Here is a 23,848-nt window from a genome sequence, read left to right on the forward strand (position 1 = left end):
GATTGGTAACGCTGACCGCGATAGCTTGGCCGGAAGTGAGGCAGGCACCCCTCTGCCGCCTCCGGGGCAACGAAAATTCAGGGTAAATAACGGTGCGTCAGGCGTTGTCGGGCTTCGTCTCCAAATCTTCATTCTCCTTCAAGGCGGTCATGATCACCGCGCTCGCGGTGACGATTGCCGCCGCCGATGTCGCATCGGCTCTTGCCGCGAAGTCCGCGGCCATCGTCGTCGATGCCAAGACCGGCAGGGTGCTCTATTCGGCCGACGCCAACGGCCGGCGCTATCCGGCTTCGCTCACCAAGATGATGACGCTCTACCTCACCTTCGAGGCGCTGGCGAAGGGCAGGATCGGCAAGAACACGCCGGTGCCGTACTCGGCCCATGCCGCGTCCGAGCCGCCGACCAAGCTCGGCGTGCGCGCCGGCGGCTCGGTGCCGGTCGAGACCGCGATCCTCTCGATGGTGACCAAGTCGGCCAACGACTCGGCGACCGCGCTGGGCGAGCTGTTGGGCGGCAGCGAAGACAATTTCGCTCGCATGATGACGGCCAAGGCGCGCCAGCTCGGCATGAACGGCACCGTCTTCCGCAATGCCAACGGCCTGCCCGATCCCGGTCAGTTCACCACGGCGCACGACATGGCCATGCTGGGCATTGCGCTGCGCGAGCACTACCCGCAATACTACGGCTATTTCGCGCAGCGCTCGTTCCTTTACGGCCGCCAGCGCATCAACGGCCACAATCGCCTGCTCGGCCGCATCAAGGGCGTCGACGGGATCAAGACCGGCTACACGCGCGCTTCCGGCTACAACCTGGTTTCCTCCGTCGCCGATGGCGATCGCCGCCTCGTCGCCGTGGTGATGGGTGGGGCTTCCGGCCGCAGCCGCGACAACCAGATGGCTTCGCTGATCAACACCTATCTGCCGCGCGCCTCGACCCGCGGCGGCGGCAATCTGATCGCCAAGGCGGGCGGCGACGGCCCGATCAAGGCGCTGGCCAAGGTTTTTCTGCCGAAGCATGACGCGCCGACCCCGGACGAAAAGCCGGCGATCGACGACACCGAGGTCGCGTCTGCCGACGACAGCGCTCCGGTCGCCGAGGAAACCAAGCCGGTGATCCAGGTCAGGAAGGTCAAGACGGTTGCGGTGGCCGCCATGGCTCCGGCGCCGGCGCCCCAGGAAGCCACGTCCCAAGCCGAAACCACGTCCCAGGCCGTCGCCGCTTATGCCGAGCCGGCTCCAGCGGCCGCACCGGCCGTCGATCCGGTCAAGACGTCCTCGGTTCCATCGGGATGGGTGGTGCAGGTCGCGTCCTCGCCGACGCAATCGGGAGCCCAGGCTCTCCTGGACAAGACGAGCAGGCAGGCGCCGAAGGCGCTGGCCGATGCGTCGGGCTTCACGGTCGCGTTCGATAAGGGCGGCGTCACCTACTACCGCGCCCGCTTCGGCGGCTTCGGCTCGAAGGACGCTGCCTGGAAGGCCTGCGATGCGCTGAAGCGCAAGAAAATCTCGTGCTACGCCGTCCAGCAATAGGCGGCTTTTGAAACTCCCCGGAAAGTTCCGCGTCGAAGGAGACTAGTCGTGATTGGAGAGCAAGACGTCCTTGGCTTCATTGATCCGCGCCGCCAGGACAGACGTGCCGCCGACATCGGCGTTCAGGCGCTGCATCAGGCGGCGGTGCGCCTTGCGGATATCCGCCGCGGCAGCCCCCGCTTCAAGACCAAGGACCTTGTAGGCCTCCTCCTTAGTCATGGCGCCCGCACCTGGCGCAACACGCAACCCTTCGCCACCGTCCGGCTGCGCGTCCTTGCGCCAGGCGGGAAAACGGCCGTCAAGATACGTCTCTAGCAGCTGACGGCTCTCCGGGTCCGGCCGCAGCTCGACATAGAGCTGCTGTAGGTCCACAATCCCCATCGCGCCCAGCATTCTTCCCTCGTAGTGGCCGGCCAGGACGAGGCCCTCGAGCTTGCCGCTGTCCTGGTCGAGGTCCATTTCGAGAGCCGCGGTGCGCACGGTCGAGCGTTTGGCCGCGACAGGCCTCGGCGGCGGCCGGCTCGCTCGCATCCATGCATACCAGCCGGCCGCCGCAACCATGAGCAGGCCGCCGATGCTGCTGCGGCCGACCACGAGCATCGTCGCGCCGATCAGGCCCAGCAGCGCGGGCCCAAGCGTTCTAAGACTGTCTGCCATCCTGGCGGGGTCGGCGCGCACAAAGAACGTCGCGAAGCCGAAAAGCACCAGAAGCAAAGCCGCCAATGCGATGATCACGCCCATCGGTTTGCACCGCCATCCAGATGATTGTGCATGGAAATCAAGATGTGGCGTAGGTGCGGCGCTTGCAAGCCCCACACCGGACCAGCCGAAGGGGCCAGCGACGTAGCGACCGATCAGCCTTGCGCTAAAGCAGCCCCAGTTCGGCGAGTTCCAGCCGCAATTTCGGCGGCATCTCGGCGAGCGCCGCCTTGCCTTTGCCGAGATCGGCCGGGGCGTCGGAAGGCTTGAGATAGCGCCAGCCCTGGAAAGCGCGGCGCGGCTGCCAGTCGGTGCGCACCACTTCGGGATCGAGCACCAGGTGACAGCGGCCGATGCCTTCGCCGTCGACGAAAGGCCGGATCTCGGTAATGAACTGCCGGCACTGGACGTTGCCCTTGATTACCCAATAGAGCGAGCCGCCGTCGGTGATCTCCTCGCCGCGCGTCGGCACCATGCGAGTCGTGTGCCAATGCTCGGCCGGCTCGCCGGCGCGGCGCCGCTCGTCGAGCCGGAAGGCAATCCACTCTTCCAGGTCCTCGACGCTGTCGCAGCCGACGCAGAGTTTGATGAGATTGAGAGACATGCCCCAAGATTTAGCTGGGCAGCCCGATGCGTCAACGTCTTGTCCGACTTCTCCACAGGGCCAGTTCGCAGCGCCAGCCGGCGCTCAGCACTCAACCACGTTGACAGCCAGCCCGCCGAGGCTGGTTTCCTTGTACTTCTCGTTCATGTCGAGGCCGGTCTGGCGCATGGTCTCGATCGCGGCGTCGAGCGGCACGAAATGCGTGCCGTCGCCCTTGATGGCCAAAGAGGCGGCGGTCACCGCCTTGACCGCGCCAAGCGCATTGCGCTCTATGCAAGGCACCTGCACGAGACCGCCGACGGGATCGCAGGTCATGCCGAGGTGATGCTCGAGCGCGATCTCGGCGGCATTCTCGACCTGCTCTGGCGTGCCGCCCATGACGGCGCAAAGGCCGGCGGCAGCCATCGCCGAGGCGGACCCCACCTCGCCCTGGCAGCCGACCTCGGCGCCCGAGATCGAGGCGTTGGACTTGATGATGCCGCCGACGGCGGCGGCCGTGAGCAGGAAGTCGCGGATGCTCGGCTGGTCGGCCTCGGGATGGAAATGCAGCCAGTAGCGCAGCACCGCCGGCAGCGTGCCCGCGGCGCCGTTGGTCGGCGCGGTCACCACGCGCCCGCCGGCGGCGTTCTCCTCGTTGACCGCCATTGCGTAGATCGACAGCCAGTCGTTGGCGAGCAAGGGATTGGGACGGTTCTGCTGCCACTGCTCCTGCAGCTTGTCGTGTAGCTGGCGTGCGCGCCGGCGCACCTTCAGCCCACCCGGCATGACGCCGTCCTGCGACAGGCCGCGATCGATGCAGCCCTTCATCGCGCTCCAGATCGCGTCGAGGCCGGCGTCGAGTTCCTCGCGCGACATGTGCTTTTCCTCGTTGACGCGCTTCATCTCGGCGATGGAAAGCCCGCTCTTGGCCGCCATCGCCAGCATCTCGAGCGCATTCTTGAAGGGGTAGGGTACCTTCTTGCCTTCGGTCGTTACCGAGCCCTTGGCCTTCAGGCGCTGCAGTTCTTCCTCGGAGACGACGAAGCCGCCGCCGATCGAATAATAGATGCGCTTGAGCAGCAGCCGGTCGGACGCGTCATAGGCATAGAACGCCATGCCGTTGGCATGGCCGGTCAGCGGCGTCTTGCGGTCGAGCACCAGGTCCTTGGCCGGATCGAAGCGATAGGACGGGTGGCCGGGCGGCGAGATCCGTTTCTCCGCGCCGATGCGAGCAACGATGCCGTCCGCCTCGTCCGGGTCGACAGTCTGCGGCGTCTCACCGGCCAGTCCGAGGACAACGGCGCGGTCCGAGCCATGGCCGATGCCGGTATAGGCAAGCGAGCCGTGCAGGCTGGCGCCGATGCGATCGACCTTGACGCCGGCCGGACGCGGCCAGTCGCCGGCCAGGACCTCGTCCAGGAAGCGGCGCGCCGCCGTCATCGGCCCCATCGTATGCGAGCTCGATGGGCCAATGCCGATCTTGAACAGGTCGAAAACCGAAAGGAACACGCGCCGTTGTCTCCTGAAGGCAGCTCAAGACTCACATATAGGAATTCCTGGGATTTTTCCGCTGTTTTGCGTGCCGCGGCTCGGCGTCCGCCGACCTTGTTTGCTCCGGCAGCGACATGGCCAGGTGCTTGTTTCAGTCATCGAAGCGCCGGCGCGGCCTGTGGTAGAAGATTGCATGGGCGATTCCATACATCTTTCGGCCGCCGATCTGGCGTCGCTGGCCTTCTTCCTGGTCGTCTGGGTGCTGCACACGCTGGCCTCGGACGGCAAGCTCGTCAGCCGCGTGTCGCTGACGACTGCAATGAACGCCCAGCGCGAGGCCTGGATGCGCAACATGGCCGAGCGCGAGGTGCGCATCGTCGACACAGCCATCATGACTGGCCTGCAGCAAGGCACTGCCTTCTTTGCCTCGAGCTCGCTGATCGCGCTCGGCGGCTGCTTCGCCCTGCTCGGCGCATCCGACCGCGTGCTCCAGGTGCTGGCCGACCTGCCTTTCGGCGCCGCCTCGTCACGCGAGGCCTTCCAGACCAAGGTGTTCGGCCTTGTGCTGATCCTGGCCTTCGCCTTCTTCAAGTTCGGCTGGGCCTACCGGCTGTTCAACTACTGCTCGATCCTGATCGGGGCGGTGCCGATCCCGCATGGCGCGGCCTCGCGCAATCCAATCAGCGAAACGGCGGTTTGGCGCGCGACGCGCATGAACGTGCTTGCCGGCAAGCACTTCAACTCCGGCCTGCGCGCCGTCTTCTTCTCGATCGGCTATCTCGGCTGGTTCGTCGACCCGGTCGTGTTCGTGCTCTCGACGCTTGTGCTGCTGGCGGTGCTGGTGCGCCGCCAGTTCTTCTCGCACGCCCGTCAGGCAGTGCTCGGTCAGCCGCCCGGCGCCGGGAAAGGCTGATCGATCCGGCCGGAAAGCCAATAGGCGAAAAGCCCGATCCACTCGCGGACTGCCGTTGTGGTCGCCTGCAGCGCGTCGGCCGGGTTGTCGCGGTAAAGGCCGATGCCTTCGCGGCCAGAGGTTCGGTAGTCGACCGGCCAGGGAACGGTCGAAAAACCTGCCTTATCGAACAGCGCCTTGGCGCGCGGCATGTGGAAAGCCGACGTCACCAGCAGCCAGGTCTCGCCCGGCTTCGGCTCCACGAGCCGGCGGGAAAAGACGGCATTCTCATAGGTGTTGCGGGACTTGTTCTCGAGGATCAGGCGATCGGGCGCGACGCCAAGGGCGCCTAGCAGTCGCGGCGCGGTGTCGGCATCGCCCTCGCCGTCGAGGAAAAGCTCACCATTCCCGCCTGAGACGACCACTTTCACCTGTGGGAAACGCCTCGCGAGGATCGCGGTCTCCACCATGCGGTCGCCGCCGCTGTTCAATTCGTAGCCGCCGCGGGCGAGATTGATGGCGCCCTCGAAGCCGCCGCCGAGCACGACGATGCCGTCGACTTTCTCCGGCAGCGCGGGCTTTGGAAAGCGTTCTTCCAGCGGCGTCAGCATCATTGCGCCGACCGAGGTCCAGGCCGACAGCGCAAGTATCAGGAAGGCGAGCACGCTGCCGGTGGCAGCCAGTCGCCGGCGACCGAAAAGCGCCGCCAGCAGACCGGCAAGCAAAAGAAAAATCGCCAGGTTGAGCGGCTGGACGAAAAACCAGAGGATCTTGGAAAGATAGTAGAACATCGCTCACCCCTTTCAGAAGAGGGACGACGCTACCACCACTTTTCCGGCTGAAATTTGCCCGCTGCCTGTTCGATGACATGCGCGGTCTGGAACAGCGTTTCCTCGTCGAACGGCCGGCCGATGAGCTGCAGGCCGAGCGGCAGGCCCTTGCCGTCGAGACCGGCGGGCACCGAAATGCCCGGCAGGCCGGCCATGTTCACCGTCACCGTGAAGATGTCGTTGAGGTACATTTTCACCGGATCGGAATTCATGTCCTCGTCCGCTACGCCGAAAGCGGCCGACGGCGTTGCCGGGGTCAGGATGACGTCGACGCCCGCGGCAAAGACGTTCTCGAAGTCGCGCTTGATCAACGTGCGCACCTTCTGCGCCTGCAGGTAGTAGGCATCATAATAGCCTGCCGACAGCACATAGGTGCCGATCATGATGCGACGCTTGACCTCGCGGCCGAAGCCGGCGGCGCGCGTCTTCTCATACATCTCGACAATGTCCTTGCCTGGCACGCGCAGGCCGTAGCGGACGCCGTCATAGCGCGCGAGGTTGGACGAGGCCTCGGCCGGCGCCACGATGTAATAGGCCGGCAACGCGTATTTGGTGTGCGGCAGCGATATGTCGACGATCTCGGCGCCGGCGTCCTTCAGCCAGGCAATGCCCTTCTGCCAGAGCGCTTCGATGTCCTCCGGCATGCCGTCGACGCGGTACTCCTTCGGAATGCCGACCTTCATGCCCTTGATCGGCTTGCCGATCACCGCTTCGTAATCCGGCACCGGCCGGTCGACCGAGGTCGTGTCCTTCGGGTCGGAGGAGGCCATCGACTTCAAAAGGATCGCGGCGTCGCGCACGTCGCGCGCGATCGGCCCGGCCTGATCGAGCGACGAGGCGAAGGCGACCACGCCCCAGCGCGAGCAGCGGCCATAGGTCGGCTTGATGCCGACCGTGCCGGTGAAGGCCGCGGGCTGGCGGATCGAGCCGCCGGTATCGGTGGCGGTGGCCCCGGCGCAGAGGAAGGCGGCGACGGCCGAAGCCGATCCGCCCGACGAGCCGCCCGGCACCAACTGGGCATTGTCCAAAGTGCGCGCGGTCTTCGTACCGCCGGCCGAGACGAAGCCGCCGTCACCCTGATGCGTCGTCGGCATCACCACAGTGTCGAGGCGCGAACGCCGCCACGGGTTGATGACCGGGCCGTAATAGGAGGTCTCGTTGGAGGAGCCCATGGCGAACTCGTCCATGTTGAGCTTGCCGAGCATGACGGCCCCGTCGGCCCACAGATTGGCCGTGACGGTCGATTCGTAGCGCGGCTTGAAGTCGTCCAGCACGTGGCTGCAGGCCTGGGTGTGGACGCCTTCGGTGGCGAACAGGTCCTTGATGCCGAGCGGAATGCCTTCCAGCGCCCCGCCCTCGCCCTTCCCGAGCCTGGCATCCGACGCCTTGGCCATCTCGCGCGCCTTGTCGGCGGTCACCGCGACATAGGCATTGAGCACAGGATTGGCGCTCTCGATCGCCGAGAGATAGGCTTCCGTGATCTCGGCAGCGGAAATCTCCTTGCCGCGCAGCTTGGCGCGGGCCTCGGAAATGGTGAGATGTGTGAGGTCGCTCATCAGGCAAGGCTCTTTTCGTAAAACACCGACCATTCGGAGTCGGGATAATCCAGCACCGGTCCGCAACGCGAAAAACCGGCGCGCTCATAGACGGCCCAGGCGGCGGGATGGCGGTCGCCGGTCTCCAGAACCAGCCGTTTCAGCCCTTCCTGCCGCGCCAATGACTCAACCCGCGCGACGATTTGCGCGCCGATCTTCCGGCCGCGATGCGAAGGCCGCGTGTACATGCGCTTGACCTCGCCGGTCGCCTCGCCATGGCGCCTCAGCGCGCCGCAGCCGACGGCAATGCCATCGTCGCGGGCGATGAACACGGTCGTGTCCTGGCCGGCCATCTGCTCGACGGTCAGGTGATAGCAATGTTCCGGCGGCGTCAGCTCGAGCAGCGCGGCGTTGAGCTCCGCGACCAGCGCGCGCACATCGTCCTGCAAGGGCGTCTCGACGGCGATCTCGACGGCCATTCTGGCCTACTCCACGACCTTGGGAACGAGGAAGAAGTTTTCTTCCGTTGCCGGCGCGTTGGCGACGATATCGGCCGCCTTGCTGCCGTCGGTGACGACATCCTGGCGCTCCTTCATCTCCATCGGCGTGACCGAGGTCATCGGCTCGACGCCCGAGACGTCGACCTCGTTCAGTTGCTCGACGAAGCCGAGGATGGTGTTCAGCTCGCCGGTCATGCGTTCGGCATCCTCCTCGCTCACCGCAATGCGGGCAAGGTGCGCGACGCGCTTCACGGTCTGAAGATCAACGGACATGTCTATCGCCTCGGGAAAACCAGTGCGGCTATAGCGGCGCGGCGCTTGCGGCGCAACATCGATCATGCCGGCCGATCGGCCTGCGGGTGCTTCGAGCGCCGCCTAAAGGCAGCGCAACCCCGTCGCAGAGGAGCGAAACGCCTTAGATCGTGATCGCTTTGCCGATCTCCGGTAGCGCCACCTTGACGCCCGACCCTTCCATGCCGGCCACGAATTTGTCGGCGGTCTGGTCGATGATCGGGAAGGTGCCGAAATGGCATGGAACGACCGTATCGAAGCTGAAAAAGCGAAGGCAGGCAAGGGCCGCCACCGCGCCGCCCATGGTGAAGCGGTCGCCGATGGGCACGATGCCTATCTTCGGTTCATGCAATTCGTTGATCAGCGCCATGTCGGAAAAGATGTCGGTGTCGCCCATGTGGTAGAGCGTCTTGTCCTGCGGGAAATGCAGCACGAGCCCGCCCGGATTGCCGAGATAGGTGTTGGTGCCGCCCTGCCCGCCGAACGAGGAGGAATGCAGCGCCTGGACGAAGGTGGTGGTGAAGGGACCGCAATCGACGGTACCGCCGATGTTGCCGGGATTGATCTTCTTGTCGCTGACGCCCTGGCCTACGAGATACATGCAGATCTCGAAATTGGCGACCAGCATGGCGCCGCTTTTCTTCAGGACTTCGATCGCGCCGCTGACATGGTCGTTGTGGCCATGGGTCAGCAGGACATGGGTAACTCCTTCCGCCGGCCCTTCCCAGCCGCCGGTCCAGGACGGATTGCCGACCAGGTACGGGTCGATGAGGATGTTGGCGTCCTTGGTCTCAAGGCGGAATGCCGAATGACCATACCAGGTCAGTTTCATGAATGGGTTCCTCGATTTTCTTGCTACCAAAGGATAGAACGCCGACGGCAAATTGAAAGTCCTGCGGCCGATCAAAAAGCCGCGCGGCGCAAGACCGGGGAGAGCTGTTGAGCATCATCAGCATTGAGGAATTGCCGGCACGGCTCGCTGGCGGCCGCACGCTTGCCGGCCTCGATCTGGGCGACAAGACGATCGGCGTCGCGGTGTCGGACCGCGGCCTGTCCTTTGCCCACCCGCGCCCGGTCATCCTGCGCAAGAAGTTTTCGCTCGATGCCGCCCAGTTGCTGGCTCAGCTTGAGAAGGACAATGTCGGCGCCATCGTGCTTGGCCTTCCCATCAACATGGACGGGTCGGAAGGCCCGCGCGCACAGAAATCCCGCGCCTTCGCGCGCAACATGGCGACCCTGTCCGACCTGCCATTCGTGCTGTGGGACGAGAGGCTTTCGACGGTCGCCGCGGAACGGACGCTGATCGAGATGGACTTCTCGCGCAAGAAGCGCGCCGGCAAGATCGATTCGGCGGCCGCCGCCTTTATTCTGCAGGGAGCCCTGGACCGGCTTCAGTCACTCGGCAGAGCCGGTCAGGACTGACCGGGCCTTCCCGGCGCCGCCTGATCCATTCGGCGATCTGGCGCCGGCGGCGGAATGCCACCAGTCCGAGCAGCAGGAAACTGTCGAATACGCAGGCCCGCGCGACCATGCCGGGGATGATCGCAGGATCGATACCGAGCATCTGGCCATAAAGCTGGAAGACCAGGTCGTGGAGTTGACGGCTCAGCATCACATAGCCGAAATTGATGTCGTTGAGCGACAGGAAGAACCAGCCCCAGAAAAGGACCAGAGGACCAGCCCAGAATGCGAACAGGGCTCGCATCAGCGGCGACCCCCGGGCCCGGTTTCGGGGCGGCTTGAGATGCGGGACAGGAGCGTGCTGTGCGCGGCGCCCGCCGCCATGCGATGGGCGGTCAGGCGGGCTTCGCTCTCATTGAAGGTCATCGCGGCCAGCGCCGAGCGGCGCTCGGCGAGCACCGCGACATAAGACGCAAGCAGCGCCGTCATCTGGATGGCGACCACCATGAACAGCCCGTTGATGCCTTGCGCAGCGCCGCCGACAAGGATGATCGAAAGCAGGAAGGAGGCTGAGATGAAGGCGATCCGCACCACAGCATCGCCGGCATCCGGCCTTGTCGCGATGTTGAGCAGCGTCTCGACGAAAGCCCAGCAGAACAGCAGCGCGACAATCAGCAGCGCGATCGAAAGCGGCGCCACGACCGCGGCGTGCTCAAGACCCGGGAAACCGCTGCCTTGCACCGATACGCCGAGCACGCCGAGCGCCGAGGCGATGCCGCGGGTCCCATCCATGCAGATGTAGGCCAGCAGGGCGAAAACGACCGCCCAGTGCAAGGCCAGAAATGATGTCAACACGTGCCGCATACGCTTCCTGCCTGGCGGAGCACGGGACGCCCATGGTTAACACTTCCCTACTCCGGTGGGCAGAGTGGGCTCTGCGCAGTTTCTCTGCAACGGAAACCATTTGTTAAGGTTAACGGCAATCCACAGGCCGGCGATGGACCGTGCTCCGGCCCTGTTCAGGCCAGCGGCGGATAGAGCGTATCGATGATCATGCGCGCGTCATGCCGCGAATCGAGCATACCGTAGGTGGTGCGCCATTGGCCGCCGAGCCGTGTTTCGACGAAGGCGTCGGCAATCCGCCCTGCCCCCAGCCGACGCAGCTCCGCCGCCGCTGCCGACAGCGCCAACTGCTCGGTCAGAAGCCGCGCCGAGCCCTCGTCGGTCGCGGACACCTGCATTGCCGCCTTGAGCACGCCTATGGTGCCGCGGCCGCCGGTGCCGAGGTCGCGGTCGATGCCGGCCAGCACCTCCTCGAACAGGCCGGGCGCGCGGCCGAGCACGCGCAGCACGTCCAGCGCCATGACGTTGCCCGAGCCCTCCCAGATGGCGTTGACCGGAGCCTCGCGATAGTAGCGGGCAAGCGGCGCTTCCTCGACATAGCCGTTGCCGCCGAGGCACTCCATCGCCTCGTAGAGCAGCTGCGGCGCGATCTTGCAGACCCAGTATTTGACCACCGGCGTCATGGCGCGGGCAAAGGCCGCCTCGCCGCGATCGCTCGCCGCCTCGTCGAAGGAGCGGGCCAGCCGGAACGACAGCGCCGTGGCTGCGGCGACGTCGAGCGCCATGTCGGCCAGCACCCGCTGCATCAGCGGCTGGTCGATAAGATTGGCGCCGAACACCTGGCGATGACGCGTGTGGTGAACGGCTTCGGCGAGCCCGGCCCGCATGATCGCCGACGAGGCGACCGCGCAGTCGAGCCGGGTCAGCGTCACCATGTCCATGATCGTCTTGATGCCGGAGCCGGGCTCGCCGACCATCTCGCCGATGGCGTTGACGAACTCGACTTCCGACGAGGCGTTGGAGCGGTTGCCGAGCTTGTCCTTCAGGCGCTGGAAGCGGAATCCATTGCCCGAGCCGTCACCCAGGATGCGCGGCACGAGGAAGCAGGACAGTCCCTCCGATGCCTGGGCCAGCACCAGGAAAGCGTCGGACATCGGCGCCGACATGAACCATTTGTGCCCGGTGAGCCGGTAGAAGCCGCTTCCCGTGCGCTCCGCCCTTGTGATGTTGGCGCGCACGTCGGTGCCGCCCTGCTTCTCGGTCATGCCCATGCCGAGCGTCAGCCCCGTCTTCTGCACCGGCGGCTTCTGGCTCTGGTCGTATTTGCGCGTCGTCACGCGCGGCGCCCATTCGCGGAACAGTTTTGGACTTGCCATCAGCGCCGCCAGCGAAGCGCTAGTCATGGTGATGGGGCAGAGATGCCCGGTCTCCAGTTCGGCCGTCAGATAGAAGCGCGCCGCCCTCACCTGGTGCCGGCGGCCGATCTCGGCGTCGCCGTTTTCCCAGACCGAGGAATGCAGGCCGCCAGCAACCGAGCGTCGCATGAGCGCATGATAGGCCGGATGAAACTCGACCAGGTCGATGCGCCGGCCCTGACGGTCATGTGTCTTCAGTTTCGGCGTGTCCACATTGGCGAGGCGGGCGAGCTCCTGCGCCTCGTGCGTCATGACGAAACGGCCAAGCCCGTCGAGATCCTTGCGCACCGGATCGGAAAAGCGCTCGGCAAGCTGGATGAGCAACGGATCGCACCGCCATGCATTGCCGCCCGTCAGCGGCGGCGGCTGGTTGATCACCTCGTCGGTCACGCCCAATCCTTCAATTGGCAGAAAAGCCGTTACTTGTCTGAAGGCCGCGGTCGCGAATCCGAAGCCACCGCTGGGTTATAGCCCAAGCCACGCAACGAAAATACCGGGGAGAACGCCCGCGATCCCAAGCTTGCGCTTGCGGCTTTTCAGACCGCACCCTATAGCAGCGCCTTGAGATGACCGACGCTTCGTCCCTGCCCCTCTTTCCGCACCGCCATCTTCTGGGCATCCGTGATCTTTCCCCGGCCGACATCGAGCTGCTGCTCGACCGGGCGGACCGCGCCGTTGCGATCTCGCGGCAATCGGAGAAGAAGACCTCGACGCTGCGCGGCCGCACCCAGATCAACCTGTTCTACGAGGCCTCGACCCGCACGCAATCGTCCTTCGAGCTGGCGGGGAAAAGGCTCGGCGCCGACGTCATGAACATGTCGGTGGCGAGTTCATCGGTGAAGAAAGGCGAGACGCTGATCGACACCGCCATGACGCTCAACGCCATGCGGCCGGATATCCTGATCATTCGCCATCAGTCGGCGGGCGCGGCGGCGCTTCTGGCACAGAAAGTCGGCTGCTCCGTGGTCAATGCCGGCGACGGCGCGCATGAGCACCCGACGCAGGCGCTGCTCGACGCACTGACCATCCGTCGCGCCAAGGGACCGCTGTCGAAGCTGATCGTGGCGATCTGCGGCGACATCCTGCATTCGCGCGTCGCCCGCTCCAATATCATACTCTTGAATGCGCTTGGCGCGCAGGTGCGGGTCGTGGCTCCCTCGACGCTGCTGCCAGCTGGCATCGACAGGATGGGCGTGATCGTGGCGCGCTCGATGGCCGAGGGGCTGAAGGATGCCGACGTGGTGATGATGCTGCGCCTGCAGCGCGAGCGCATGGAAGGCGCCTTCGTGCCGTCGATCCGCGAATATTTCCGCTATTTCGGCCTCGACGCCGAAAAGCTGAAGGCAGCCAAGGACGATGCGCTGGTCATGCATCCAGGACCGATGAACCGCGGCGTCGAGATCGCCTCGGAAATCGCCGACGGGCCGCAAAGCGTCATCCAGGAGCAGGTCGAGATGGGCGTTGCCGTGCGCATGGCGGTGATGGAAGCGCTGCTCGACCCGCGCCGCAATCATGAAGGGCGCGGCGCATGAGCGTGACGGTCCTCAGCAAGGCGCGCGTCGTTGACCCCTCGCGCGGCGTCGATGAGATCGGCAGTGTCATCGTCGACGGGAAGAAGATCGCCGCTGCCGGCAAGGCGGCGCTGAACCAGGGCGCGCCCGAGGGTGCTGTTGTCATCGACTGCGCAGGCAAGACGGTCATCCCGGGTTTGATCGATGCCCGCGTCTTCATCGGCGAACCCGGCGGCGAGCACCGCGAGACCATCGCCTCGGCGAGCGTGGCGGCGGCGGCCGGCGGCGTCACCTCCATCGTCATGATGCCAGACACCAATCCGGTGATCGACAATGTGGCGCTGGTCGAGTTCGTGCTGCGCACGGCAAGGGACACGGCGAGCGTCAACATTTTTCCGGCGGCGGCAGTCACCAAAGGGCTGGAAGGCCACGAGATGACCGAGTTCGGCCTGCTGCGCGAAGCCGGTGCCGTCGCTTTTACCGACGGCCGCCATACGATCGCCAATGCGCTGGTGATGCGCCGCGCGCTGACTTATGCCCGCGATTTCGGCGGTGTGATCGCCCATGAAACCCAGGATGCCGACCTCGCCTCGGCCGGCGTAATGAACGAAGGCCTTTATGCGAGTTGGCTCGGCCTTTCCGGCATCCCGCGCGAGGCTGAGCTCATCCCGCTGGAGCGGGACCTGGCGCTCGCGCGGCTGACAGGCGGCGCCTATCATGCCGCCAAGATTTCGACCGCGATGGCGGTCGGTGCGGTAAGCCGGGCCAAGGCGGACGGCGCCAATGTCACGGCGGGCGTGGCCATCCACAACCTTTCCCTCAACGAGAACGATGTCGGTGAATACCGTACCTTCTTCCGGCTGACCCCGCCTTTGCGTGCCGAGGACGACCGGCTGGCGATGATCGAGGCGATCAAGGACGGCATCGTCGACCTCATCGTCTCCTCGCACGACCCGCAGGATGTCGACACCAAGCGCCTGCCTTTCGCCGATGCCGCCGCCGGCGCGATCGGGCTGGAGACGCTGCTTGGCGCCGCATTGCGGCTTTACCACAATGGTGACGTGCCTTTGCTTAGGCTGATCGAGACGCTCTCGACCGCGCCGGCAAGATTGTTCGGACTGCCCGGCGGCACGCTGAAGCCGGGCGCTGTGGCCGATCTGGCCGTGGTCGATCTCGACGAGCCATGGATCGTCAGCGAGAGCGGCCTGCGCTCGCGCTCGAAGAACACCTGCTTCGAAGGCGCGCGCCTGCAGGGCAAGGTCTTGCAAACGATGGTGGCGGGCCGCACAGTGTTTTCAGCCTGAGCACCGCAGAGCGGGAACGTTCAGGCTGACAAAACAGGAAATGCGGGGGAAACAATGGGTTACGGGCTCGCGCTCATCTTCGGCTACCTGCTCGGCTCGATCCCGTTTGGGCTCTTGATCACCCGCGCGGCCGGTCTCGGCGATGTGCGCCAGATCGGCTCCGGCAACATCGGCGCGACCAATGTGCTGCGCACGGGCAACAAAGGCCTCGCCGCGGCGACACTGGTGCTCGATGCGCTGAAAGGCACGGCGGCAGCCCTGATTGCCGGACATTTTTCGCCCGACTTCGGGCTGCTCGCCGGCTTCGGCGCCTTCCTCGGCCATCTCTTTCCCGTCTGGCTCGGCTTCAAGGGTGGCAAGGGTGTCGCCACCTATCTCGGCGTGCTGATCGGGCTGGCCTGGCAGGGCATGCTTGTCTTCGCCGTCGTCTGGCTCGCCATGGCTTTCCTGTTCCGCTACTCCTCGCTGGCGGCGCTGGTGGCGGCGGTGGTCGTGCCGATCGCGCTCTATTTCATCAGCACGCCGCAGATCGCCGGCCTGTTCGCCGTGATGAGCCTGATCGTCTTCATCAAGCACCACGCCAACATCTCGCGGCTGCTCGCCGGCACAGAAGGCAAGATCGGGGCGAAGGGGTGAGCGCGCCCGCCGCCGGCCCGCGCCTCAGCGACCGGCAGCGGCTTGCCTGGCTCCGCCTGATCCGCACGCCGAATGTCGGCCCTGCCTCGTTCCGCGAATTGATCAACCGCTTCGGCTCGGCGGAAGCCGCGCTCGAGATGCTGCCCGAGCTGATGATTTCAGGCGGCGCGAACCGCATCGTCCGCATTCCTTCCGTCGCCGAGGCCGAGGCGGAACTGGATGCCGCGCGGCGCGCTGGCGCCCGCTTTGTCGGCATCGGCGAGGCCGACTACCCGGCTTTGCTGAAGACCATGGACAACCCGCCGCCGCTGCTGGCGGTGAAGGGTGAAGGTGCGGTGTTTCGTTTGCCCGCGGTGGCCGTCGTCGGCGCCCGCAATGCCTCGCTTGCCGGCATCAAGATGGCGCGCATGCTGGCGGGAGACCTCGGCCGGGACGGTTACGCCATCACCTCCGGCCTAGCGCGCGGCATCGACACGGCGGCGCATCAGGGCAGTCTTTCGACCGGCACCGTCGGCGTGCTGGCCGGCGGCCTCGATGTCCCCTACCCGCCCGAGAATGCCGGTCTTTGCGACGAGATTGCCGAGCGCGGCGGCGCCATCGTTTCGGAAATGCCGTTCGGCTGGCAGCCGCGCGCGCAGGATTTTCCGCGCCGCAACCGCCTGGTCGCCGGCATGGCGCTGGGGCTGGTCGTGGTCGAGGCGGCGCAGCGCTCCGGCTCGCTGATCAGCGCCAGGCTGGCCGGCGAGATGGGCCGTCTGGTCTTCGCCGTGCCGGGCTCGCCGCTCGACCCGCGCGCCGCCGGCTGCAACGCCCTGCTCAAGGACGGCGCCACGCTCGTCACCGAAGCGGCCGACATCCTGGACGCGCTGGCGCCGCTCGCTGGCGTCCGCGTTTCCCGCGGCACGCCGCTCGCCGAGGCGCCCGACCTGTCGGCACTGCCGCCGCCCGGCGAGAGCGAGCGCGCCGACGTGCTGGAGGCGCTCGGCCCGACGCCCGTCGGCGTGGACGAGATCATCCGCCACACCGGCCTGGGCGCCGCGCAGATCGCGATGGTCCTCCTGGAACTCGACCTCGCCGGCCGGCTCGAACGCCACGCCGGTGGGAATGTGTCGCTGATCTTCGGTCGCTCCTGAATCGCTCTAGCGGAACAGGTATTTGGACACTTCCGGATTGCCGCGGCGCCACATCACATTGTCCAGGAAATAGTGGTGCACGTTGATGAAGATCAGCACGATGAAGAAGAACAGCGAGGACCCGAGGACTTGCCTGTCGTAGGGGATCAGGGCACTCATCACGAACGGGATCAGCCAGAAGCCGAGATATCCAAGCGCGCCGCCCCCGACGATGAATCCCAGCACCCGAAGCCTGTAGAGAGGTCCGAGAAAGGACAGCATCTTCGGTCGCGGTTTTCCTGCGGCATCCGCGACGTCGCGCTCGACATTGGTCTGATAGCGCCAGACCACCGCCAGGTATTGCAGCGAGTGAAGCGCCGGCACGACAAGCAGCCAGAGCGGGTTTACCCTTGCAATCAGGATCCATAGATAAAGCGACGCGACATAGGCGACGATGCCGTTATACGGCAGGGCGCGGCCGTTCCGTCGCCAGCGATTGATCAGCATCAGAACTGTGGCCGCTGTCGAGGCAACGGCCGCGAGCAGGGCAATGTTGGCGATCCAGGAAGGTGCGGCAAATGTGTAGTATTGCAGGCCATAGTAATTCCCCTGGGTGACTGCCGTGTTCGTCTGCAGCCAAGCCAGGATCCAGACAGCATAGCTGTTGACCAGCAGCACCTTCTTGTCGCGATCGTCGAAGAATTTGCGCTTCAGCACGGCGTCCACCATCAGCATGCCGTAGCCCTGCTTGACGTAGTGCCAGCCGACGAAGAAGAACATCGCGTTGGCCGCGTATCCGAGCAGGCGCGTGTTCGTCGTGGCCGCGCCATAGGCAAAGAACGCGCCCATGATCACGGGAACGACGATGCCCGCGAATATATAGCGAAGCTGGAGGCTCCGGTCGTAGCCGTTGCCGCTCACCTTGCGCCCGAAATTGCGGTAGAAGATCTGGTATGAATGGGCGAAGTGGGGATAGTTGACCAGATATGCCACGATCACCATCGTCGCGGCCACCAACCCTTCATATTCGAGCGGCACCAGGAACAGGATCGGCAGGATCACGAACGCGCTGCCGCCGAGCATGAGGAAGTCGGCGACCGGGCCGAAGAGATATTTTCCAGGTGCCGCCGCCTTGGGGGCTGAAGCATCTACCGAAAGGTCAAGTGCCATGGTCGAGCTCTCCTTCGGGAAAGTCGACTGTAGTCACCAAGGAGTCCGGCCACAAGGTTGGGTTGGTGGTCGAGGGCAGTTTCCGGTGAATGAAACGCGCCCGGTCACTTCCTCCTGCAATTGGCGGGCGTGCGAGCTGTCCCGGCGTTGGGTGCCTCGTTCCAGCAGGGTCTAGCGCTTCAGAAGGTCTCGGTTGAACGTGATGCCGGTGTCGTACCCGTGCGGCATATCGGCTGCGGCCTCCCTGAAGCTGCGCTCCACGTCAGCCGTATAGACCCCGTCGTTCGCCAGGCGGTCCCAGATGAAGAAACACACCACCAGGGCGAGCAGCAGCAGGATTGTTCGCATCGGAACCTCCCTCAAGCTCCCGAAAGCGCCTGCTATTATGATCCTGCGTGAGGTTTTACACAAGCGACCGCTAATATAACAACCTGCACCTGGTCCTACAGAGACCTCAGCTGGTGCCCTAGATGGGCAGTTGCGTGCGTTTCGGCGACTGCAACTCACGCCCCATCTTTGCCGCCTGGAAGATCGTCATCAAAACCAGGATTGGCTCGCCCTCGGTTGGGTTGACCATCAGGGCGACGCGCCCAAGCTCGTCACTCATGGCGCAGGTCCAGTCTTTGACCGCGATCACTTTCTTCTCGGCCAATTCGGCCTCCCCTTGGACGCCTCAGTCCGCATGATCCAGCAGCCTGGTCACGGCAACGTCACGACGACGTTCGGAATTGGCGCGATCGATGCCGTCCACGGTGATGGCGAACATCCCGTTTTCGATCCTTGCTATCCAGCCCTTCGCTTTCAGATACCAGAGATGAAATTCCAGATGCTCTCGCGGACAGCCCGACAAGCGTTCGAGTTCTTCATCGCCAATGCCGGGATTGTTGACGTCTTGCCGGCGTTTTACATAAAGAAGCGACAGCAGTTTGGCTTGAATGACGACGTCCCGCTCGAGCCCTTTGGCGTCGCTGGCTTCCTCGCTCAGTCCGCGTCGAAGGCTCAAATGATCTTTATACTGGACATCGTATTGGGCGCGCTTGACCGGATCTTTGAGCGTATTGTGGGCTTCTACGATTTCGCTGAAGCGTGACTCATTGCCGGTGTCCCGATTGTCGGGATGGTAGCGCATCGCAAAATAACGAAATATCCGTTCAATGGTCTCCGAATTCGCGTTCGGGCTGATTTCAAGAAGTTCGTAGTAGTCGACGAACATGTGGCGCTTCCACGGAATCGATATTGCGAACTCTCCGACGCCAGCATTGCGCAACCGTTCCGCCCATGCAAGCCGGCTTCCCCACGAAGGCCGGCCCGGCGCCTTTACCTCCCGCGACGGGCGGGAGCTTGGGTATATATCAGTCGGCCATCACTGGCTGCCGAAAGCGATAGACTTGCCGGCGACGATACTTGCGGGCTGGAAGAGGAGCCACGCTACGAGGATGTAAGTGATCATGCGGCGCTCCTCGGTTTGGCAGGGGTGCTTGATCGAGAGCCCGGCTTGCTTTGGTGTTGGATTGAGGTTCGCAAGCCGGGCTGTGCGCCGACTGATGGGCGGGGGGCTTGGGGTTATCAGCCGGCGCGCTGCAAAGTGCCTGAGTTGCCGACAGGTCCACAATCGGCTGAGGTCCATCCTTCCAACGGCATTGGTCCGAATAAAGGAAAGATATAGCCCCCTATTCCGTTGGGGCACCGACCCACTGCCCTGGTAGAAGGCAAAAAAATGCGACGGCGAAATCGAGTGACTGAGCGCTGGACGCCGGCACCGCCTAAGCCGCGCGATCTCTGACAAACTATTGAATGTTTTGGAAAAATCTTGGTGAGCGCGATGGGATTCGAACCCATGACCTACTGATTAAAAGTCAGTTGCTCTACCGGCTGAGCTACGCGCTCCCGCGGGCTCGAAACGCCGCCCTCGAAATTGCGCGGAACATAGGGAGAGTGCCGCGACCGGTCAACCGGAAAAAGATGGCTTTCCAACCGGAGTTTTGCGGCACTTTCAGGGGGCCTCGAAGGTACTTCCGACCATGGGCGGGCGCCCGGTCCGTGAAAGATCGCCCGGCCCCGATATGGGTCAGATATTTCAGAAGTTTCAACAATAACAATTGGTTGTGGCTGCATTTGGAACCATTGCAACCCTAAGCCGTTTCTCCGGCAAAAGGGACGTCAACCGCTCTTTTCGAGGAGGAGAACCATGAGAAAGATCGTGTCGGGCTTGCTTGCCGCCACCTTGTCGGTTTCGTTCGCCGCAGCAGCGGCGGTGCCGGTCAACGCCGCTGAGGTCTACGTCCCGCAGGCGTCGCCTGCCTCCCCGGACATCCAGAAGATCGAAGCCCGCAATGGCGATCTCCAGTGGAGACATCGCAATTGGCGCGGCAGTCCTCGTTTCTCGCGCAATGACAGCGGTGCCTGGTGGAACGGCCATCGCGGCTATCGACATTATCGTCACGGCTATCGCCGGCACGGCGACTACTGGTTTCCGCTGGCTGCTTTTGCCGCCGGCGCGCTGATCACCGGGGCTATCGTCAACAGCGAGAACAACCGTGTCTATCGCGGCGATGCGCATGTGCAGTGGTGCTATGACCGCTACCGCTCCTATCGCGCCTCGGACAACACCTTCCAGCCTTACAACGGCCCGCGTCAGCAGTGCATCTCGCCCTACTGACGGCCTCCAGTCAGTACCCAGAGCCGTTGAAGAGCCCGTGCCTCGAGAGGCACGGGCTCTCTCTTTGTGATACTAGTTCGTGTTCAGCGTCCTGCGCACAGCGTCGCGCCACCCAGCCAGCTTTGCCGACCGTGTCGCAGCGTCCATGTCAGGCTTGAAGCGCTTATCGAGCGCCCAGGTCTTGGCGAAGTCCTTCGCCTTTGACCATACGCCTGCCCTTGATCCCGCAAGCCAGGCGGCACCGAGCGCCGTCGTCTCCAGGATCGTCGGACGGTCGACCGGCGCATCCAGAATGTCGGCCAGACGCTGCATGGTCCAGTCGGACGCCACCATGCCGCCATCGACCCGCAGCACGGTCTTGGCGGAAGCGCCTTTCCAGTCCTTGCGCATGGCGTCGAGCAGGTCGCGCGTTTGGAAGGCGACGGATTCCAGCGCCGCGCGGGCGAACTCCGCCGGCCCCGAATTGCGTGTCAGGCCGAAGATGGCGCCGCGCGCTTCGGCGTCCCAATGCGGCGCGCCGAGGCCGACGAAGGCCGGCACCAGATAAACCTGCTGCGCCGGGTCGGCGGTTGCCGCAAGCGCACCGCTCTGCTCGGCCTTGCCGATCACCTTGATGCCGTCCCGCAGCCACTGCACGGCGGCGCCCGCGATGAAGATCGAACCTTCCAGCGCATAGGTGGTCTTGCCGTTGAGCCTATAGGCAATGGTGGTGAGCAGCCGGTTCTTGGAGCGCACCAGGTCGGCGCCGGTGTTGAGCAGCGCGAAGCAGCCGGTGCCGTAGGTCGATTTCATCATGCCGGGCTCGAAACAGGCCTGGCCGATCGTCGCCGCGTGCTGGTCACCGGCGACGCCGAGGATCCTCATCTCGGCGCCGAACAGGCTCTTCTCGGTGACGCCGAAATCATCGGCGCAATCCTTAACCTGCGGCAGGATCGCGGCCGGTATGTTCAGGATGGACAGCAGCTCGTCGTCCCAGACATTCTTCTCGATGTTGTAGACCAGCGTGCGCGAGGCGTTGGTGGCGTCGGTCGCGTGCACCTTGCCGCCGGTCAGCCGCCAGATGAGGAAACTGTCGATGGTGCCGGCGAGCAGCTCGCCCGTCTCGGCGCGCTTCCTGGCTCCCTTCACCTTGTCCAGCATCCAGGCGATCTTGGTGCCGGAGAAATAGGGGTCGAGCAGCAGGCCGGTCTTGCGCGTGAACTTTTTCTCCAGGCCCTGCTTCTTCAGTTTCTGGCAAAGCGGCGCCGTGCGCCTGTCCTGCCATACGATCGCATTGTGGATCGGCTTGCCGGTCGCCTTGTCCCAGATGACAACGGTCTCGCGCTGGTTGGTGATGCCGATCGCCGCCACGTCCGATGCCGCGCGGCCAGCGGCTTTCAGCGCGGCCTTCACCGTCGCGACGACGCTCGCCCAGATGTCTTCGGGGTCATGTTCGACCCAGCCGGAAGCCGGATAGTGCTGCGTGAATTCCTGCTGGCCAATGCCCGCAACCTTCATCTTGTCGTCGAAGAGGATAGCCCTGGTCGAGGTCGTCCCCTGATCGATGGCCAGCACAAAACCGCTCATTCGGCATCCCTCCACTTCTCATGCAACAGGGGAGACGGGAATCACCCGCCTCCCCCGAGTATGCAACGCGGGCGTCGCCGCCTGCGTCAGACGTTTACTTCTGCCAGCTCTTCACCAGCTCGTCATAGTTGACGGTGATCGGCTTGTCCTTCTCGTTCTCGACCTTAAGCTGCGGCGCAAGGTTACCCTTCGAGACGGCGTCCTTGTTCCAATAGTCGAGATCATGCTCTTCGGCCATCTTCGGGCCGATGTCGCCCTGGACGCCCGACTTCTCGAGACGGCTCAGGACCTTTTCCTGGTCGGCGCAGAGCGAGTCCATCGCTTCCTGCGGGCTCTTGGCGCCCGACGACGCGTCGCCGATATTCTGCCACCAGAGCTGGGCCAACTTCGGATAGTCCGGAACGTTGGTGCCGGTCGGGGTCCACTGCACGCGAGCCGGCGAGCGGTAGAACTCGATCAGGCCGCCGAGCTTCGGAGCCCGCTCGGTGAAGCTCTTGTCGTGGATGGTGGAGTCGCGGATGAAGGTGAGGCCGACATGGCTCTTCTTCACGTCGACGGTCTTCGAGGTGACGAACTGCGCATAGAGCCAGGCGGCCTTGGCACGGTCGGTTGGGGTCGACTTCATCAGTGTCCAGGAACCCGCGTCCTGATAGCCGAGCTTCATGCCGTCCTTCCAGTAGACGCCATGCGGCGACGGCGCGACGCGCCATTTCGGCGTGCCGTCTTCATTCACGACCGGCAGGCCGGGCTTGGCCATGTCGGCGGTGAAGGCGGTGTACCAGAAGATTTGCTGGGCGATCGTGCCCTGCGAAGGCACCGGACCCGATTCGGAGAAGGTCATGCCCTGGGCTTCCGGCGGCGCGTAGGCCTTCAGCCAGTCGAGGTACTTCTGGATGGCGTAGACCGAGGCCGGGCCGTTGGTGTCGCCGCCGCGGGCAACGCAGGAGCCGACGGGACGGGAGTTCTCATCGACCTTGATGCCCCATTCGTCGACCGGCTTGCCGTTCGGAATGCCCTTGTCGCCGTTACCGGCCATAGACAGCCACGCGTCGGTGAACCGCCAGCCGAGCGACGGGTCCTTCTTGCCGTAGTCCATATGGCCGAAGACCTTCTTGCCGTCGATCTCGCGGCCGGTAAAGAAGGCGGCGATGTCCTCATAGGCCGACCAGTTGACGGGAACGCCGAGGTCGTAGCCGTACTTGGCTTTGAAATCGGCCTTGTTCTTCTCGTCATTGAACCAGTCGTAGCGGAACCAGTAGAGGTTGGCGAACTGCTGGTCCGGCAGCTGGTAGAGCTTGCCGTCTGGCGCGGTGGTGAACGACTTGCCGATGAAATCGTCGACGTCGAGCATCGGGTCGGTGACGTCCTTGCCCTCGCCGGCCATCCAGTCGGAGAGGTTGCGCACCTGCTGATAGCGCCAGTGCGTTCCGATCAGGTCGGAATCGTTGACCCAGCCGTCATAGAGGTTCTGGCCGGTCTGCATCTGGGTCTGGATCTTCTCGACGACGTCGCCTTCCTGGATGACGTCATGTGTGACCTTGATGCCGGTGATTGCCGAGAAGGCCGGCGCCAGCACCTGCGACTCATAGGAGTGGGTGGCGATGGTTTCGGAGACGACCTTGATTTCCATGCCGGCGAAAGGCTTCGCGGCATCGATGAACCACTGCATCTCCTTTTCCTGGTCGGCGCGCGAGAGCGTCGAGAGCGGGCCGATCTCCTTGTCAAGGAAAGCCTTGGCTTCGTCCATACCGGCATAGGCGTTGCCGGCCCCGAGCAATAGGACAATAGCGGTCGTTGATGTTAAGATTTGCCGTCGCATGAGGTTCCTCCACATTTAGGTTTTCAAGTGCGATCTGGAGCGGCCGCCAGCACGCGGTCGCT

The 23,848-nt window shown here is 64.4% G+C and carries 25 protein-coding genes and 1 tRNA gene; 8 read left to right on the forward strand and 18 right to left on the reverse strand.

Going from position 1 to position 23,848, the window contains the following annotated elements:
• Positions 1–92: 92 nt before the first annotated feature.
• A complete protein-coding gene (locus EN853_RS05470; RefSeq protein WP_127858034.1) occupies positions 93–1,529 on the forward strand; it encodes a D-alanyl-D-alanine carboxypeptidase in 1,437 nt (478 codons plus the stop codon).
• Between the two features lie 42 nt (positions 1,530–1,571).
• Here EN853_RS05470 and EN853_RS05475 read toward each other — a convergent pair whose 3' ends face one another.
• From EN853_RS05475 to EN853_RS05485, 3 genes are all read right to left on the reverse strand, one after another.
• Positions 1,572–2,270, reverse strand: a complete 699-nt coding sequence (locus tag EN853_RS05475) for a molecular chaperone DnaJ (RefSeq protein ID WP_127858033.1) — start codon at positions 2,268–2,270, stop codon at positions 1,572–1,574.
• A 124-nt stretch (positions 2,271–2,394) separates the two neighbouring features.
• The gene (locus EN853_RS05480) at positions 2,395–2,832 is read right to left on the reverse strand and encodes a DUF1489 family protein (protein WP_127858032.1); all 438 of its coding nucleotides are present in this window, start codon (positions 2,830–2,832) and stop codon (positions 2,395–2,397) included.
• An 84-nt stretch (positions 2,833–2,916) separates the two neighbouring features.
• The gene (locus EN853_RS05485; RefSeq protein ID WP_127858031.1) at positions 2,917–4,320 is read right to left on the reverse strand and encodes an L-serine ammonia-lyase; all 1,404 of its coding nucleotides are present in this window, start codon (positions 4,318–4,320) and stop codon (positions 2,917–2,919) included.
• Between the two features lie 175 nt (positions 4,321–4,495).
• On the opposite strand from EN853_RS05485, the gene EN853_RS05490 reads away from it, so the two are divergent.
• Complete coding sequence (locus tag EN853_RS05490; protein WP_127858030.1) at positions 4,496–5,215, forward strand: DUF599 domain-containing protein; 720 nt, start codon at positions 4,496–4,498, stop codon at positions 5,213–5,215.
• Here the strand turns inward: EN853_RS05490 and EN853_RS05495 are convergent.
• The 5 genes from EN853_RS05495 to EN853_RS05515 all read right to left on the reverse strand — a co-directional run bounded on the left by EN853_RS05495 (position 5,188) and on the right by EN853_RS05515 (position 9,182).
• Complete coding sequence (locus EN853_RS05495; protein WP_127858029.1) at positions 5,188–5,985, reverse strand: YdcF family protein; 798 nt, start codon at positions 5,983–5,985, stop codon at positions 5,188–5,190. The two genes, EN853_RS05490 and EN853_RS05495, sit on opposite strands and share 28 nt — an antisense overlap.
• 29 nt (positions 5,986–6,014) lie before the next feature.
• Complete coding sequence (locus EN853_RS05500) at positions 6,015–7,580, reverse strand: amidase family protein (protein ID WP_127858028.1); 1,566 nt, start codon at positions 7,578–7,580, stop codon at positions 6,015–6,017.
• Positions 7,580–8,038, reverse strand: coding sequence for a GNAT family N-acetyltransferase (locus tag EN853_RS05505; protein WP_127858027.1), 459 nt, complete (start codon positions 8,036–8,038; stop codon positions 7,580–7,582). Before EN853_RS05505 ends, EN853_RS05500 begins: the two co-directional genes overlap by 1 nt.
• A 6-nt stretch (positions 8,039–8,044) precedes the next feature.
• Entirely contained in the window at positions 8,045–8,332 is a 288-nt protein-coding gene (gene gatC / locus EN853_RS05510) for an Asp-tRNA(Asn)/Glu-tRNA(Gln) amidotransferase subunit GatC (RefSeq protein ID WP_127858026.1), read from the reverse strand.
• A 142-nt stretch (positions 8,333–8,474) separates the two neighbouring features.
• A complete protein-coding gene (locus EN853_RS05515) occupies positions 8,475–9,182 on the reverse strand; it encodes a metal-dependent hydrolase (RefSeq protein WP_127858025.1) in 708 nt (235 codons plus the stop codon).
• A gap of 107 nt (positions 9,183–9,289) precedes the next feature.
• On the opposite strand from EN853_RS05515, the gene ruvX reads away from it, so the two are divergent.
• Positions 9,290–9,772, forward strand: a complete 483-nt coding sequence (gene ruvX, locus EN853_RS05520; protein ID WP_127858024.1) for a Holliday junction resolvase RuvX — start codon at positions 9,290–9,292, stop codon at positions 9,770–9,772.
• Here ruvX and EN853_RS05525 read toward each other — a convergent pair.
• The 3 genes from EN853_RS05525 to EN853_RS05535 all read right to left on the reverse strand — a co-directional run bounded on the left by EN853_RS05525 (position 9,714) and on the right by EN853_RS05535 (position 12,399).
• Entirely contained in the window at positions 9,714–10,055 is a 342-nt protein-coding gene (locus EN853_RS05525; RefSeq protein WP_127858023.1) for a DUF6105 family protein, read from the reverse strand. The two genes, ruvX and EN853_RS05525, sit on opposite strands and share 59 nt — an antisense overlap.
• Entirely contained in the window at positions 10,055–10,615 is a 561-nt protein-coding gene (locus tag EN853_RS05530) for a hypothetical protein (protein WP_127858022.1), read from the reverse strand. Before EN853_RS05530 ends, EN853_RS05525 begins: the two co-directional genes overlap by 1 nt.
• A 155-nt stretch (positions 10,616–10,770) precedes the next feature.
• The gene (locus EN853_RS05535) at positions 10,771–12,399 is read right to left on the reverse strand and encodes a DNA alkylation response protein (RefSeq protein ID WP_127858021.1); all 1,629 of its coding nucleotides are present in this window, start codon (positions 12,397–12,399) and stop codon (positions 10,771–10,773) included.
• A 176-nt stretch (positions 12,400–12,575) separates the two neighbouring features.
• On the opposite strand from EN853_RS05535, the gene EN853_RS05540 reads away from it, so the two are divergent.
• The 4 genes from EN853_RS05540 to dprA are packed head-to-tail and all read left to right on the forward strand — an operon-like array spanning position 12,576 to position 16,593.
• Positions 12,576–13,541 (forward strand): aspartate carbamoyltransferase catalytic subunit, encoded by a 966-nt coding sequence (locus EN853_RS05540; protein ID WP_127858020.1) that lies wholly within the window; start codon positions 12,576–12,578, stop codon positions 13,539–13,541.
• Positions 13,538–14,824, forward strand: coding sequence for a dihydroorotase (locus tag EN853_RS05545; RefSeq protein WP_127858019.1), 1,287 nt, complete (start codon positions 13,538–13,540; stop codon positions 14,822–14,824). The genes EN853_RS05540 and EN853_RS05545 overlap by 4 nt, the downstream gene beginning before the upstream one ends.
• Positions 14,825–14,878: 54 nt before the next feature.
• Positions 14,879–15,460, forward strand: a complete 582-nt coding sequence (gene plsY / locus EN853_RS05550) for a glycerol-3-phosphate 1-O-acyltransferase PlsY (protein ID WP_127858018.1) — start codon at positions 14,879–14,881, stop codon at positions 15,458–15,460.
• Positions 15,457–16,593: a DNA-processing protein DprA gene (dprA, locus tag EN853_RS05555; protein ID WP_127858017.1), complete on the forward strand. Its 1,137-nt coding sequence runs from the start codon at positions 15,457–15,459 to the stop codon at positions 16,591–16,593. The genes plsY and dprA overlap by 4 nt, the downstream gene beginning before the upstream one ends.
• A gap of 6 nt (positions 16,594–16,599) precedes the next feature.
• Here dprA and EN853_RS05560 read toward each other — a convergent pair whose 3' ends face one another.
• The 5 genes from EN853_RS05560 to EN853_RS05575 form a co-directional block, all read right to left on the reverse strand.
• Positions 16,600–17,742, reverse strand: a complete 1,143-nt coding sequence (locus EN853_RS05560; protein ID WP_127858016.1) for a hypothetical protein — start codon at positions 17,740–17,742, stop codon at positions 16,600–16,602.
• Between the two features lie 171 nt (positions 17,743–17,913).
• Positions 17,914–18,090 carry a hypothetical protein gene (locus EN853_RS33870; RefSeq protein ID WP_167524381.1) on the reverse strand — a complete coding sequence of 59 codons (177 nt, stop codon included), beginning with the start codon at positions 18,088–18,090 and terminating at the stop codon, positions 17,914–17,916.
• 118 nt (positions 18,091–18,208) lie between these two features.
• Positions 18,209–18,394 carry a hypothetical protein gene (locus EN853_RS05565; protein WP_127858015.1) on the reverse strand — a complete coding sequence of 62 codons (186 nt, stop codon included), beginning with the start codon at positions 18,392–18,394 and terminating at the stop codon, positions 18,209–18,211.
• 21 nt (positions 18,395–18,415) lie between these two features.
• Positions 18,416–18,955: a J domain-containing protein gene (locus tag EN853_RS05570; RefSeq protein WP_127858014.1), complete on the reverse strand. Its 540-nt coding sequence runs from the start codon at positions 18,953–18,955 to the stop codon at positions 18,416–18,418.
• Between the two features lie 598 nt (positions 18,956–19,553).
• Positions 19,554–19,629, reverse strand: a tRNA-Lys gene (locus EN853_RS05575).
• 301 nt (positions 19,630–19,930) lie between these two features.
• Here EN853_RS05575 and EN853_RS05580 point away from each other — a divergent pair.
• Entirely contained in the window at positions 19,931–20,401 is a 471-nt protein-coding gene (locus EN853_RS05580) for a BA14K family protein (protein ID WP_127858013.1), read from the forward strand.
• A gap of 72 nt (positions 20,402–20,473) precedes the next feature.
• On the opposite strand, the gene glpK is transcribed toward EN853_RS05580, so the two are convergent.
• Complete coding sequence (gene glpK / locus EN853_RS05585; protein WP_127858012.1) at positions 20,474–21,967, reverse strand: glycerol kinase GlpK; 1,494 nt, start codon at positions 21,965–21,967, stop codon at positions 20,474–20,476.
• Between the two features lie 94 nt (positions 21,968–22,061).
• A complete protein-coding gene (locus EN853_RS05590; protein ID WP_127858011.1) occupies positions 22,062–23,786 on the reverse strand; it encodes an ABC transporter substrate-binding protein in 1,725 nt (574 codons plus the stop codon).
• Between the last annotated feature and the right edge of the window lie 62 nt (positions 23,787–23,848).

It is taken from the genome of Mesorhizobium sp. M1C.F.Ca.ET.210.01.1.1 (assembly GCF_004791585.1).
Classification (GTDB): Bacteria; Pseudomonadota; Alphaproteobacteria; order Rhizobiales; family Rhizobiaceae; genus Mesorhizobium.

Bases quoted from the DNA above. Each gene is read 5' to 3' on its own strand.
- EN853_RS05530 (WP_127858022.1), bottom strand. From the start codon at position 10,615: ATGCGGCACGTGTTGACATCATTTCTGGCCTTGCACTGGGCGGTCGTT.
- EN853_RS33870 (WP_167524381.1), bottom strand. From the start codon at position 18,090: ATGCGAACAATCCTGCTGCTGCTCGCCCTGGTGGTGTGTTTCTTCATC.
- EN853_RS05480 (WP_127858032.1), bottom strand. From the start codon at position 2,832: ATGTCTCTCAATCTCATCAAACTCTGCGTCGGCTGCGACAGCGTCGAG.
- EN853_RS05570 (WP_127858014.1), bottom strand. From the start codon at position 18,955: ATGTTCGTCGACTACTACGAACTTCTTGAAATCAGCCCGAACGCGAAT.
- EN853_RS05590 (WP_127858011.1), bottom strand. From the start codon at position 23,786: ATGCGACGGCAAATCTTAACATCAACGACCGCTATTGTCCTATTGCTC.
- gatC (WP_127858026.1), bottom strand. From the start codon at position 8,332: ATGTCCGTTGATCTTCAGACCGTGAAGCGCGTCGCGCACCTTGCCCGC.
- EN853_RS05525 (WP_127858023.1), bottom strand. From the start codon at position 10,055: ATGCGAGCCCTGTTCGCATTCTGGGCTGGTCCTCTGGTCCTTTTCTGG.
- EN853_RS05560 (WP_127858016.1), bottom strand. From the start codon at position 17,742: ATGGCACTTGACCTTTCGGTAGATGCTTCAGCCCCCAAGGCGGCGGCA.
- EN853_RS05515 (WP_127858025.1), bottom strand. From the start codon at position 9,182: ATGAAACTGACCTGGTATGGTCATTCGGCATTCCGCCTTGAGACCAAG.
- EN853_RS05545 (WP_127858019.1), top strand. From the start codon at position 13,538: ATGAGCGTGACGGTCCTCAGCAAGGCGCGCGTCGTTGACCCCTCGCGC.
- EN853_RS05500 (WP_127858028.1), bottom strand. From the start codon at position 7,580: ATGAGCGACCTCACACATCTCACCATTTCCGAGGCCCGCGCCAAGCTG.
- EN853_RS05495 (WP_127858029.1), bottom strand. From the start codon at position 5,985: ATGTTCTACTATCTTTCCAAGATCCTCTGGTTTTTCGTCCAGCCGCTC.
- EN853_RS05490 (WP_127858030.1), top strand. From the start codon at position 4,496: ATGGGCGATTCCATACATCTTTCGGCCGCCGATCTGGCGTCGCTGGCC.
- EN853_RS05580 (WP_127858013.1), top strand. From the start codon at position 19,931: ATGAGAAAGATCGTGTCGGGCTTGCTTGCCGCCACCTTGTCGGTTTCG.
- EN853_RS05540 (WP_127858020.1), top strand. From the start codon at position 12,576: ATGACCGACGCTTCGTCCCTGCCCCTCTTTCCGCACCGCCATCTTCTG.
- EN853_RS05475 (WP_127858033.1), bottom strand. From the start codon at position 2,270: ATGGGCGTGATCATCGCATTGGCGGCTTTGCTTCTGGTGCTTTTCGGC.
- EN853_RS05505 (WP_127858027.1), bottom strand. From the start codon at position 8,038: ATGGCCGTCGAGATCGCCGTCGAGACGCCCTTGCAGGACGATGTGCGC.
- glpK (WP_127858012.1), bottom strand. From the start codon at position 21,967: ATGAGCGGTTTTGTGCTGGCCATCGATCAGGGGACGACCTCGACCAGG.
- plsY (WP_127858018.1), top strand. From the start codon at position 14,879: ATGGGTTACGGGCTCGCGCTCATCTTCGGCTACCTGCTCGGCTCGATC.